Below are 13,878 nucleotides of genomic sequence, written 5' to 3'. Positions count from 1 at the left end.
GTGATCCCCTGGTCAAAAAGACATTTTCTGTCCGCAAGGAATGGAAGGAGGAGGTTGAAAATAAGGCCGGCAAAAATCCGGAAAGCATCCGTGCCCAGCTCCAGAAACAGGCAGGTGAAGGCCAGGAATGGACAGAAGTCCAGACCCTGGAGGTGAAGGGAGGAAGCTGGCGCGCGAGCTTTGAACCGGTCGAGGAGACGACAGATAACAGAAGCTGGAATTACCGAATCGTCGAACTTGACGGGGATGGTGCGCCCATTGAGCAGGACGGGGCACTGAACGTGAATATCGAGAATGCGGAAAACGGAGGAGCAGGAGCATCTGTCAGGAACACCTATTCCGTAACCTACAGCCTGGATAACAGCGGTAATGATGCCGGCTGCATTGTCATTACCAACACCCTGACTAAAAGTGAAACACAGTGGACCTTCACAGTGCAGAAGGTCTGGGATGATGTCGTATTTGACCATCAGGATACAGTGGTCAGGGCAGCGCTGAAAAAGAAAGAGAGCGGCAGCGAAGACTGGACGGTTGTAGAGACGATTGAACTGAATGAGGCAGGGAACTGGAAGGGGACTTTTTCCCCTGCCAGCTCTTTGGATGGATGCGAGATTATTGTCAGCGAGCTCGATGGAGACAATGAAAATGAACTTCTGGATGACGGGGACGCCGGGACCTTTGCCGTGAAAAAAGACGGGGAAGCCGTGATGGCCTTTTATGAGGTCAGCATAGATCAGGATCCTCAGAATGCCAATGGCTTTATTATCACGAACAAACCTTCCGGCATAGTTCATTCCGTCCGGAAGGTCTGGGAGGATGACGAATATAGTCATGACAACACAACCGTCAGGGCTGCTCTTATGAAGCAGGAAGCGGACGGCGAAGGCTGGACTACTGTTGAGGTGCTGGAACTTACAAAAAACGGAGACTGGAAAGGGACATTTGCGCCTGTTTATACCAAAGACAGCTTCTGGATCTTTGAGATGGACGGAAAAGATGCAGACAAAGTGTTGAAAGAAGGCGATTCCGGAGACTTCCCGGTAGAAAAGGACGGGGAGACTGTGATGGCCGGTTATGTGGTCAGCGATGATCATGATCCTGAAAATGAATTTGGTGTTATTCTGACTAATAAACTGAAACCGAAGAAGATGTTTACCGTCCGAAAAGTCTGGGAGAACGACGACGAGAACAGCCATGAGGATACAGTGGTCAAGGTAGAGCTGCAGAAAAAAGAAGTGCGAGGCGGCGATTGGACTACTTTGGAGGTGTTGGAGCTTAACGATGCCGGAGGATGGACAGGGAATTTTAAACCTGCATTTTACAATGCCGGCGATAAATTCCGTGTATGTGAAAGGGACGGAAAGGACAATCTGCTGACAGCCAGTGGAGAGACGGGTTTTTTCGAGGTAGAGAATTATTACCCTGGTGGATGGCAGCCGGCATGGCACGCCTATGAGGTTGATTATGATTTTGATGAAGAGGAAGATACGTTCATAGTCTCAAATCAGTTTAAGCAGAGATTGATTATCTCGGCAGATTTGAAATGGGAAAATGATGATGTAGCAAATGTAAGTGACGATAGCAGAATCCATCATGAAAAGCCTGTTACGGCTGTCCTCAGACTGTGGGATGAAGAGCAGGGCGGATGGGTCGAGAAAGAGGAGATCCAGCTCACTGAAGCCAACAATTGGAAAGGTACTTTTTCAAATAATGAAATAAGTGCCGATGACAGGTGGGAGGTCCGTGAAAGGGATAAAGACGGAAATCTTGTTGAAAACGACGGGGCGCTTGTTCCTTTTACGGTCACGCAAGGCGGGGTAGAAAAGCAGGAAAACTACGCCGTGAAATATAGTGTTTTCAATTATGACCCTTTAAATCCCACAACGATCATCACAAACAAAGGCAGTGCCGACAGGGCTGACTGTAAGATAAGACTGGTATGGGAAGACGAGGAGGAAGGGATTTCCCATAAACCTGTCCTGGTTGATGTTGTCAAGATTTGTAAAGTAGATAAAAATTCTCAGGTCGAAGATCCTGTCGGCGAAGCGAATCTGAACAACGACAACGGCTGGGAAACCACTTTATATACGAACAATAATACGGTTCCCAGGAACAAAAATACAATTGCGCGCATAAGCTGTTCGTTTATTAACGACGAAGGGCGTACTGTTATTGTCAGTGACTCGGTCGAAGATTATGAAGATCCGGTTTCTCAGGCTGCCGGCAATTTTACCTGCTATAAAAACGGAGAGCCAGTCAGCTATGATTATAGAGTCACCTCGACAACATCAAAGAGGCAAGACGCCAGTGGTGTACGCCACTTTACTACTACAATCACATTGACCAGGGTAAACCTGGGAATGAGGACGTGCTCCGTAAGAGTTAACTGGTTGGGGGCGCCTGCAGGATATAAGCCGGATAGTCTGACAGCTCAGCTCCTCCACAGCGAATATGTAGAAGGTGAAAAACAGTGGGTACCGAAGGAAAATGCGGTATTGAACAACAATAACAATTGGGCACATGCCTTTGCCCCGCTTCCTGATGACGGAGATGAAGGAAACTATTTAGTGGATCTGCTTGACGAGGACGGAGAGCGGATGTATATCTACGCAAATACGTATGTGGGAAATCCTGTAGACGGAGAAGACCTTCAAGATGAACTGCTTACCGGTTACATTGTGGCAAAGTTCTGTGTCAGAAATGCTAACGGGGTGGAAAATATCGTTGAATATGCTATTAACGGATCAGATATTGAGAATAACCTGACAACAATACAGTGCGGAATAGTGCACAGGTTTTTTTCTATCAGAAACATCAGGAAAGAAGAGCCGCCGGTGACATTTGCAGATGGCGATACACCCGTTCGATCAACTTATATCCTTCAGCATCGCTACAACGGCGAGTGGTTTAAAGTCAAACAGTCAGATCCGAATCAGCCTGAGGACGGGAAGTTTTTTGAAATCAAAGGGCAGTGGAATGATGACGATTACCAAGTCCGCGAAATTGATGAACAGGGAAATGTGGTTGAGGAAAACGGAATCATTGTCCTGTCTGCCAGAAAGGACGGAACGCCGCTGCATCTCCAATACAAGGTGAATTATGGCGCGTACGGGGAGTTTCAGGCAGGCGAGTTCCCGGTCACGAAAACACTGCAGGGACGCGTTTTTCCGACAGAGATCAAATGGGAAGACGGGGAAGCCCAATCCCCTGTTCAGGCCATCGTCCAGTCAAGCCCGGCGGGAGCGGAAAACTGGTCAGAAGTACAGGACAGCACCGCGGAACTGAGCGCACAGAACCAATGGGCAGCGCCGGCAGGCCCCGTGCCCTGGGAAGAGGGCAAGAAATACCGTGTCCGTGTAAAGGCGGGCGGTCAGGTGATTGATGACGAAGGCGAGGCGGAAATTAGTGGAAAGCAGTATTATATCACCTATGAAGTCGATCAAAACGGCAAGACCGTGATCAACGCAAAAAGAATGGTAAAGAGAACCTTTACGGTCGTAAAAGAATGGGATGCGGGAGGTCTTGGTATCAATACTCAGACAGATCCTGATTACGTAATCATCACACTGCAGCGTCTTGAGAATGGAAATTGGAAAGATGAAGAGCAGAAAAAGATAGAGTCTGCGGAAAATCAGGGAGGAAACGGCGCTGGATGGCGGAATACTTTTGAAGTCGTGGGATGGGTCAATGATAATTATCGCGTGATAGAAGAGGACTTTGGCCATAATGACATTGAAGAAGGACAGACAGGGGATTTCCAGGTCAATTTGAACGGTAACCCGATAGAAGCCCCGTTTAAGGTTTCCTATCAGTTCCAGGCAGATGTGGAAAATGCAGAAAACGGGGGGACCTTCAGGATCAAAAACACGTATGATCCGGAAAAGACTTCCGTCAATGTTAGTGTCACCGACTGGGATGACCATGAAAACGAGGACGGGCTGCGGCCGGATTCCGTCACAGTCAGGCTCCTGGCAAATGGTCAGGACACCGGACAGACGGTGGCGCTGAACGGGAATAATAATTACCAGGCCAGCTTCAATAATCTGAATAAAAAGGACGCCCAGCTCCAGGACATCCCGTATTCGGTTCAGGTACAGAATGACAATGTCATCACCGGCCAGGACGGCAAACTTACTTATTCCAGTGAGACCGGCGGCGATGCCGCAAATGGCTATACTGTCACGCTGAAGCACACACCTCAGACAGTTACCCATAATGTTACGGTCAACTGGGAGGATAATAACGACCAGGATTATCATCGCCCTCTGAGCGTTGATGTGGTTCTGACAGCAGGAAACGGCGGTAATCAGGGTAATGAAAACAAGCACGTGCTTCATCTTCAGGGAGATGGCAATCAGTGGAACGGACAGTTCCAGCCGCTTCCCGCAGTGAGGAACGGCCAGGAGATCAATTATGCTGTTGTGGAAAACGAAAATGAAAACCATGTCAACCATTACCAGTTCGCCGCAGTGCAGAACAATAACGGCTTTAACATCACCTACACCCATTTGCCCGAGAGTATTTCGATCAGCGGAATAGTGCTGTGGCACGGTGATGAACAGCATATTGCTGAGAGGCCGCAGAGTGTGGAGATCGGGCTTTATGCCGGGGGCCAGCTGAGAGATACCAGGCAGGCAAATTCAGCGCTCTATGATTTCACATTTGACAATCTGGACAGGAATGCCGACGGCCATCAGATCAATTATTCAATCAGACAGCACGCCCAGAATGGTAATCTGGATCATTATAACACACAGATCATGCATCATGGGACGTACTATACCATCACCAACACCTATAACCAAAATGATAATGATGACGATGATCCCGATGACGACGATGATCCCGATGATGACGATGATCCCGATGATGACGGCGATGACGGCGACGGCGACGGCGACGGCGGCGATGGCGGCGGCGGTGACGGCGGCGGCGGTGGCGCCGGTGGCGGCGCTGGTGCGGGAGCAGGAGAAGGCTTCGGCGGGATCGCCCCGGCCGTGGCGGCAGTCGGTATAGGAATTGTTGCTGTCGGAATCGGTGTAGCTGTATATGACGAACTGACCAAGAAGATCAACGTCTCCGGCAAGGTCACATGGAACCACGGCAAAAACCCGGAGAATAAATGGCCTAAGGAGTGTACGGTCCAGCTGCTGGCAGACGGGGAAATCGTAAAGGATGAATACAAAGAGCTGACAGTCGGCAAGAATCCCGACTGGAAATATACATTCAGCAAAGTACCCAAATATTATAGAAAAAGCAAACTGAGTAAGACGAAGTATACAGTCACCGCAAACGCGGTCAAAGATTATACCGCGTCGTTTTCAGGGATGAATGTCACCTACACATACACGCCCGGAAAGACCCAGGCCGCTGTGACCATTGTCTGGGATGACATTGATGACCAGGACGGTATCCGGCCTGATTCCGTCGGCATCCGCCTGACGAACGGAAGCAGCATCAGCAAAACAATGACGCTCACTGAAAACGACGGTTGGGCAGGTACCTTTGCTGACCTGGATGACTCACAGAGCTACAAGATCGACGTAGTGCGGACCAGCGTCATCAACGGCAGCGATTCGGCGTCGACCTATGCGGTCTCGATCTTAGGGGAGCAGTCTCTCGGCTACTTCGTCAAACTTACTCATACGCCCAGAAAGAAAGGCGTTTCCGGAAAGATCACCTGGGAGGACGGGGACGATCGGGAAAAGAAGCGCCCGAAAGAAGTCACGGTGACTTTGATGGCACTCCTGTCAAACGGCGAGATCGTTGACATGACCACGGTGAAGGACGAAGACGGTAATAAGCTTCCGAACATGAAAAAGACCGTAAAAGCTTCAGACGGCTGGAAGGTCAGCTTTACGTTCAACGTAAAACCTGTGGCATCGGATGGAGGTCCGATCACGTGGTTCCTGAAGCAGGAGCCAGTCGACGGCTATTTCACAAGCGCCGACGGGATGACTGTCCTCAATACACTCAAAACGTCCGTCACATCTTTCTCGGGCACAGTAGCCTGGGAGGACGAAGATAACGCGGCAGGTGACCGCCCCGAAAGCGTGAAGCTCCTCCTTCTTGCCGACGGGATTGTAGTCAACAACCAGATCAGGACAGTCACGGCCGGGCAGGACCAGGCATGGAACTGGACCTTTGAAGAACTGCCCCGGTTCAACAAAGACGGAAGCGAGATTATTTATTCCGTCAAAGAAGACGCCGTGCCTGACTACACGACTTCCTACAATGCCGGCTCAGGAGATGCGGCGGGCATGACGATTACAAATACTTACACCCCTGAGACGATGAATCTCACGATCCGGAAGATTTGGGAGGATGACAGCGATGCGGCCAAAGCCCGCCCGGAGAATGTCACCGTTCATCTTTTTGCCAATGGAGACGAGATCAATGCAGACGGCACTCCTGCCGGTTCTGCTTCCGGTGAAACAGGAGGGATAACCATCCCGCGCGGGACAGGCAATACCTGGAGTCTGGTTCTGAAAGATATACGTCGGTACCGGGCAGGCGGAGAGATCGAGTACAGCGTCACTGAGGACCCGGTAGAGGAATACCAGTCTGTCATCGACGGACTTGACATCACCAATACCTACGCTCCCACGAAGCAGGATATCGAAGCCTCTGTCATCTGGCAGGACAATGACGACGCCGAAGGCCAGCGTCCTGAGAGTGTGACCATCCATCTCTATGCTGACGGTACGGAACTCGAAGACAAGGCTGTGACGCTCACTCCGCAGAATGCAGACGAAAACGGGAACTGGACATGTACGTTTACCGGTCTTCCCAGAACTAAGGAGGACGAGGAAGGGAACGCCGTTCCAGTTGTATACACGATCTCCGAAGAGCCCCTTACGGATTACAACAGATCGGTCAACGGCTTTAATGTCACCAATACATTCAGCCGTCAGACCCGAAGATTCACCGGAACGGTGACTTGGGATGATGCCGACGATCAGGATGGCATCCGTCCGGACAAGGTCATTGTCCGGCTGCTCGCAGACGGAGAGGAGGTCGAAGGAAGGACGGCGGAGATCTCCGCAGTGCAGGACTGGAAGTGGAGCTTCACGAAGCTTCCCAAATACGAGAAGGGACGGGAGATCAGCTATTCCGTCACGGAAGAAAAGACAGAAGTGCTGACCGGTACCGATGGTCCGGGCACCTACGCTTTTGAAATGGTCACAGAGGCCGCTGACCCTGAAAGCGGAACAACGGGCGGCCGGTTCCTGAAAAACACCCATACACCGGAGACAGTCACGATCGCAGGAAAGAAGACCTGGGTGGATAACGATAATGCTGAAGGCAAACGTCCCGGGAACATCACCATCCACCTGCTGGCGGACGGGACAGAACTGGCGGACAAAGCCGCGGAAGTAAGCGCGGATGGGGATGGTCAGTGGAGTTGGAGCTTCCCCGGACTTCCCAGAAATGCGGGAGGAAAGGAGATCAACTACAGTATTCATGAAGATCCTGTTCCCGATTATACCGCTGAAGTGGACGGATATGATGTCACTAATACATACACACCTGGTAAGACCCAGGTGGACGTAGTCCTCAAATGGAACGATGACAGCAACCGGGACGGCATCCGTCCGCAGACAGTCACCATCCAGCTTTACGAAGGTGATACAGCCGTCACAGGCAAGACCCTGACCCTGAGAGAAGCCGACAGCTGGCAGGGATCCTTCACGGATCTTCCTATTACCAGAGAAGGAACCAGGATCAATTACAACGTTTTCCCTGAAGCGACAGATGTTCTGAGCGGAAATCCCGGTCCGGGGACCTATGGAGTTTCCATGGTCAATACCTCTTTGACGCCAGAAGGAGAAACCGGAAACTATTATCGCATCACCTTCACCCATGAACCGGAGACGGTCGATTTGGAAGGAACCAAGACCTGGGTGGATGATGACAACTACAACAATACACGTCCTGAGAGCATCAAGATCCGTCTCCTGGCTGACGGAGTGGCAACAGGACAGCAGGAGACCGTCAATGCGGACGAAAACGGAGAGTGGAAATGGAGCTTTACCGGACTTCCCAAAAACAATGACGGAAAAGCGGTCATTTACAGTGTCTATGAAGACGCTGTCAAGAACTATACTACTGTGATCGACGGCATGAATGTCACGAATACATTGTCAACTGAACCGACCTTCAAGACCTACGCCCTGCTGCTCACCGGTTTAATCGGTGTGAATGTCTACATGGATCTGCCCGGAAAACCGGACAAGTACGAGGACAGCTATATGGTCTTTACGGTCAACGGAAAGGAGGAGAGAGCGGACTTTGACAGTTCATTCAAAGACACCACAAAACAGTACTACGGTTTTACCGGCCACATCAATTCCATCCAGATGGCCGAGCCGATCACCTGCACCTACCATTACGGGGAGAATGGTGAAAAAACCATAACCACAGTCGTCAAGGCATCCAATTACATTGACCAGTGCTCGAAGATATTTGCCAACAATCCTGATGTCGTGGCGCTTCTGAAAGCCCTGGGCAATTACGGACACTATGTACAGCCCTACCTGTCCGGGATACGTCATTGGACGATAGGAACAGATTTTCAGGAAATGCCCGGGACCTCCGAGATCACATCCGACATGATCCAAAGTGTCAGCGAGGAAGTAAAAGCTTATGCTCTGAGTACGACAAAAGGAACCGACAGCAAAGTTGCCCTGACCTATTCCCTGAATCTGGAGTCCGGCACGCTGATCTACATATATGTCAAGCCGGAGGAAGGAACGGAAGTCTCCGCGAAACTGGATGGAAAAGACATTGCGGCAGACCCCCTGGATGATGGTTATTATCTTTTGACCATTCCCAGTATACCTGCCCATGAGCTTAATAAGATGCATACCATAAACGTTACAGCCGGAGAGGAGAATGTTGATATAAACGTCTGCGCACTGTCCTATGTCAACACGATCCTCAACCCGCCCAAAGGCTCTTATTCGAAGAAAGCGAAGGAAGCTGTTACATCTCTGTTCAATTACTATCGAGCTGCAGCTAACTATATCAAATAAAAAACAGATAAGGACGGGATTGCAACAGAGCTCAGGTAATAACATCGCCGCTTATGAAAAACTGCTGTCACACCCTCAGGGGGGTGACAGCAGCGGTGATCAATCAGTAATTGGTCTGTAGGTTTTCAAAAACGGTATTTTGTTGTTTTAATTCCGATATAGGCAGGATATAATTATTACAGGATCATAAATCTCCTGTTTTGATAAAGTATATGAGGTATGATGTTCCGGTTTATTACTATCAGGATGCAGTTAGATAAGGGAAAAAGCAACATGAAAGGAGGCCAGCTTTATATGGAAAAGTATGAAGTGCCCGAGATGGAGATTGTTGAGTTTGATTCTGAAATCGCTGTTACAGCGAGTGTATGCGGAGGACAACTTGATCCAGAAACGGAAACAGTACCAATAGGAGGCGGCTGATCTATAAACTGATAGCATAAAGCATTTATTGTGAAATCAGTTGGTTTCTTAGTTGCCATCATTGCATTAATTTATGAGAAGATTATTATTTTATGAGGCGGTGCTCCTTGATACCTGATAACAAAACCGGAGCACCGCCTCAAACAATATAAAATATAAAAAGATATAGAGGATAATCAATCCATGAAGGAGATATGGGGGCAGGACGAGAAAATAAGGTCAGTGCTCAAAAAACAGAAGTTGAATTCCGTTGATCAGTACAGACTGTCTCAATTTGTTCTGACATTTGAATTATATGGGAAGACCTGCTTATATAACACTATGACCAGACAGTGTCTGTTGACAGACTGCACTTTGAGCAAGGATTCCAGTTTTTCTTTTACCCGAATCATAGGGGATTCTGAGCTGTATAAACTGGCAGAGGATTATTTTCTTGTACCTGAACAAAAGGATGAGGTTGTTTTCTACATAAGCATTTACCAGCTCATGAGAACTATTGCGAAAAAAAAGGGGTTTGCGGGGTATATGATCCTGCCGACACTTGGATGTAATGCGCGATGTGTTTATTGCTATGAAAAGAACCGACCGCGGAGATCCATGACCATGGAGACCGTGGACCGGACCATAGAATATATTCTGGAGACCAGAAGAAAGAATACCCGGATTCATTTTTCCTGGTTCGGCGGCGAACCTCTTTTACGTACAGATGTGATTGACACTATCTGTATGGCGATGGCTGAAAACGGGATAGAGTTTAAATCATCAATTGTGACAAATGGAAGCCTGATCAATGATGAGTTAGTCAGTAAGATGATTGAGGACTGGCATATAGAAGAGGTCCAGGTCTCAATGGACTGTGCGGAAGAGGATTATATTGCCAGAAAAAAATATTACCAATATGAAAACACCTATTGGAATGTTATGAAGAATGCCGAAAAACTCGCTTGCCGTGGAGTAGCTGTCGGAATCCGGTGTAATGTAGATGAAGGGAACATAGAACGGATTCCGGATTTCCTTTCCGATTTGGGAAACGTGATCAAGGAAAAAAGCAAGATCCTCATTTATTTTGCTCCTTTACATGCCTTTAGAGAAAGCCCGGCTTTCCTTTCATATTGGAACAGGATAATTGAATCCAGAACGTTGATAGAACGAGCAGGCTTCAGAAATGTTACCACATCGTCTTTAAAATCTTTCCGGGTCAATAATTGTATGGCTGATCAACCATCCGGGTATGCTGTTATTGCGCCGGGAGGTGAGCTATACACTTGTTTACACTGTGAACCCGGAACTTCTCACGGGGATATTTTCCGGGGGACAACAAGACCTGATATCTTACGCAGCTTTATAGAAGTGGGAGATGTCAGGGAAAAATGCAGGGATTGTCCCATTTTACCTGAATGTACACCTTTTTCCAGATGCCCAAACCGGAATGATTATTGTAAAATAACAAGAACAGAAAGCAATATTTATATACTCAGGCAAATGGTGAAAGAACAAGTTGAATCAGCATGTCAACCGCTTAAGACCGGATAACATTTTAAGACCAGATAACATTAGAGAGAACAACAAATAACAACCAATGGAGAAAAATATGGAAAAGTATGAAACCCCCTGGATAGAAATAGTTGAGTTCGAATCAGAAGTAGTCAGCGCCAGCCCATACTGTTCTTCTGGGATTGAAACAGTTGAAACGCCGGAGATAGTCATTTCTTGAAATTCTGATTAATTTTATTTAGCTGCAAGCAGCAGGAATCCAACGGAAGCATTGGAAGAGTGCAATATTTATAACTCATGAAAGAGGAACCTTAATGAAGAATAGAAGAACCCTGGCTGCAGTCATCATAGTTGTCGTGACCCTCCTGGCAATCCTGCTGGTATTTGTATTTCTTCATCATCCTGACACCGGGACGGGATTATCTTCCTCTGAACCAGCAAAAACAGAAGAGCAGAGTACCGCTGGTGACTCCGAATTCGGGAATAGAGACAACTGGGCGGAAACACAGGCAGTGGAAATCGGACCGGAGTCCTCTGTGTCCCCCGATGATGAAGCGAGCGCAAACGCTAATGCGAATACCGATGAGAATACAGACGCCGGTTCCAATCCTGATACAGGATCAGGAGACAGTGCCGGTAATGATTCCAATAATGTTCCCGGTTCCAGTAAAGATCCCTTCAGCGGAACGGAAACGGAGAGGACCGGTGGGACAAATGCCGGTAACAGCAAAAAATCAGATTCCTCCGGCTCCGGCACTGCCAGCGGGACTGAGACTGACGCGGACCCCGATGCAGGTTCACAGCCAGGTACCGGGTCGGATCTGAATGAAGGCACTGGTTTTGAGGGCGGCAGCGGCAGAAAAACGAGCACGGATTCCGGAACTGACAGTGATGCGGATTCCGGCACAAATACCGGAAAGGACAAGGGGTCAGGCACAAACAGCGGTTCCGGCTCCGACAGTGGAACCGGCACAGGTAAAAGCTCTGGAACCGGCACGGAAAAGGGCTCTGGAACCGGTGCGGATAAAGGCTCCGGAACCGGTACGGATAAAGAATCTGGAACGAATAATGGTTCCGGCTCCGGCAGGAAGCAGGTTTCCGGTTCCAATGCGGGAGGACCAAATGCTGGTAACGGAACTGGCCGGGATTCCGGTTCCAATGCAGGAGGCTCCAATGCGGGAACAAATAAGGGGACCGGGAATGAATCTGCTGCCCCTGCCGGCAGCGGGAGCGGAAACGAAGCAGTCTCAGTCGGAAACGATAACGGTGAACGTCCTGTTGACCAGGAGGTTCCGGTGGAGCCCGGTGACGACCAATCAAATGTTCCTGCCCATCAGGACGATGAGAAAACTGAACAGCCGGATCTGACGCTCCCCGATTTTGGCGAAGGGATCCTTCTGCCCGAAATTCCCATTGACTGAAAATTTGATTAAGAACTTCGGACAAGAGGATTAAAATCCAAAAATGTTCGTGGAAGCATCTCCTGCCCGCGCAGGTTTCTAATGGCCCCTGATATTGGAAAGTTCCTGCGCGGCGCAGCTTTCGAAGAGGTATTTGGCGCAAAACAGTACATATCCGTCAGCGCCCTTGCTCTCCAGCTCGGCGATCTGGTCTGCCAGATTAGTGCTTTTCAATCTCTACCCGGGATCGCCGGTATTGTAAAAATAATCATCTAAATGGATCTCGCCAAAATAACCATCAGCCCGAAAAAATACAAAGCGCCGCCGTCATGATCAACAGAAATGCCGGCGTCTCTTTTGATGAATTACCCGAAAGCATATTTGCTCCTTTCCGGAACCCTGTCTGCGTCTCCTTTAGCGTAAGAGATCATAAACAGCCGCAATGAATCCGGGAACTTTGGCATGGTTCATTGTTCTGGTCCATTGTCCCCCGGTCCATTCAACTCAGCAACCATACTTAAAGCGCAGTACCCTTTACCGGGATTGTAAATTGGCTCATATCTATGCCCTCCAGTTCCATAAGGGCTTTTTTCCGCATGATTCCTCCGCCGTATCCGGTCAGGCTTCCGTTTGATCCTACTACCCTGTGGCACGGCACGATGATAGAGATCGGATTATGGCCGACTGCACCGCCCACTGCCTGTGCGGACATCTTTTCAATTCCGCGCTCTTTTGCAATTTGATCGGCGATCCATCCATACGTGACCGTCTTCCCATAAGGAATGCCGCACATAATCTCTCCGACACGATTGCGGAAATCTGAACCGACCAGGTGCATTTTGGGAAAGAAACCGGGATCACGGCCGGTAAAATAAATATCCAGCCACTTTTTCGCCTGATCAAAATAGTCCATTTCCCGTGGACTGGCATCTTTTTTCAACCCGAGTCCACTATACCTGCTGCCTTCTGTAAACCATAGTCCCGTTAATCCCTCTTCATCACCGGCAAGCAAAATGCTTCCCAAAGGTGATTCATAATTATTGGTATAGATCATTTCCGGCCTCCCGATTCTTTGAAAAATTCTGCCAGTATATTATATCTTTTTTAGAGCTTCCTGGTGATGATTCTTATACAAGTATTCAAAGTACAAGTATCCAACAAAAGTATTCTATCATAAACTCTAAACACTTGTAGATGCCTTGACACTCATCTTGACAAAACTTATATTTAATAAGATTCTTTATCTTGTAACAAAATGTTACAGTATAGACTCCCTCGAAACTCGAGGCGTTTTTCGCGGCTTTTTCGCGAAAAACCCGAGTTTTACGGCGAAAATCCCATCGCGAAGCGATTTGGAATGGGATTTTCGTAAGCTGCAGTACACGCCCTCGATAGGGCGTGTACTGCAGCAACAAAATGCCGTACTGATAAAAAACAGGATATGAACTGGTTTCGTATTTATCTTAACGGTATAATGGTACATATAAAAAACTTTAGAAAGAGAGGAATCTGTTACGGAATATTGGGTT

7 protein-coding genes are annotated in these 13,878 nt (G+C 48.6%); 6 read left to right on the top strand and 1 reads right to left on the bottom strand.

All coding sequences use genetic code 11. The annotated features are described in order from the left end of the window. Positions 1-8 precede the first annotated feature (8 nt). The 6 genes from BLT02_RS13015 to BLT02_RS17230 all read left to right on the top strand — a co-directional run bounded on the left by BLT02_RS13015 (position 9) and on the right by BLT02_RS17230 (position 12,625). Entirely contained in the window at positions 9-9,035 is a 9,027-nt protein-coding gene (locus tag BLT02_RS13015; protein WP_278277413.1) for a Cna B-type domain-containing protein, read from the top strand. 294 nt (positions 9,036-9,329) lie between these two features. Then, positions 9,330-9,455 carry a hypothetical protein gene (locus tag BLT02_RS18130; protein WP_278277411.1) on the top strand — a complete coding sequence of 42 codons (126 nt, stop codon included), beginning with the start codon at positions 9,330-9,332 and terminating at the stop codon, positions 9,453-9,455. Positions 9,456-9,638: 183 nt separating this feature from the next. After that, positions 9,639-10,988 carry a radical SAM protein gene (locus tag BLT02_RS13005; protein WP_092996333.1) on the top strand — a complete coding sequence of 450 codons (1,350 nt, stop codon included), beginning with the start codon at positions 9,639-9,641 and terminating at the stop codon, positions 10,986-10,988. Between the two features lie 58 nt (positions 10,989-11,046). Next, complete coding sequence (locus BLT02_RS18125) at positions 11,047-11,169, top strand: hypothetical protein (protein WP_278277410.1); 123 nt, start codon at positions 11,047-11,049, stop codon at positions 11,167-11,169. Between the two features lie 94 nt (positions 11,170-11,263). Then, positions 11,264-12,370, top strand: a complete 1,107-nt coding sequence (locus BLT02_RS13000) for a hypothetical protein (RefSeq protein ID WP_092996330.1) — start codon at positions 11,264-11,266, stop codon at positions 12,368-12,370. Between the two features lie 81 nt (positions 12,371-12,451). Then, positions 12,452-12,625 (top strand): hypothetical protein, encoded by a 174-nt coding sequence (locus BLT02_RS17230; protein ID WP_175453835.1) that lies wholly within the window; start codon positions 12,452-12,454, stop codon positions 12,623-12,625. A 241-nt stretch (positions 12,626-12,866) separates the two neighbouring features. On the opposite strand, the gene BLT02_RS12995 is transcribed toward BLT02_RS17230, so the two are convergent. Beyond that, entirely contained in the window at positions 12,867-13,403 is a 537-nt protein-coding gene (locus BLT02_RS12995; protein ID WP_092996327.1) for a methylated-DNA--[protein]-cysteine S-methyltransferase, read from the bottom strand. Between the last annotated feature and the right edge of the window lie 475 nt (positions 13,404-13,878).

The sequence above is a fragment of the Sarcina sp. DSM 11001 genome (assembly GCF_900101015.1).
GTDB lineage: Bacteria > Bacillota > Clostridia > Lachnospirales > Lachnospiraceae > CAG-791.
The sequence above is the reverse complement of the archived record's forward strand: the minus strand, read 5'-3'. Positions and strand labels throughout refer to the sequence as shown.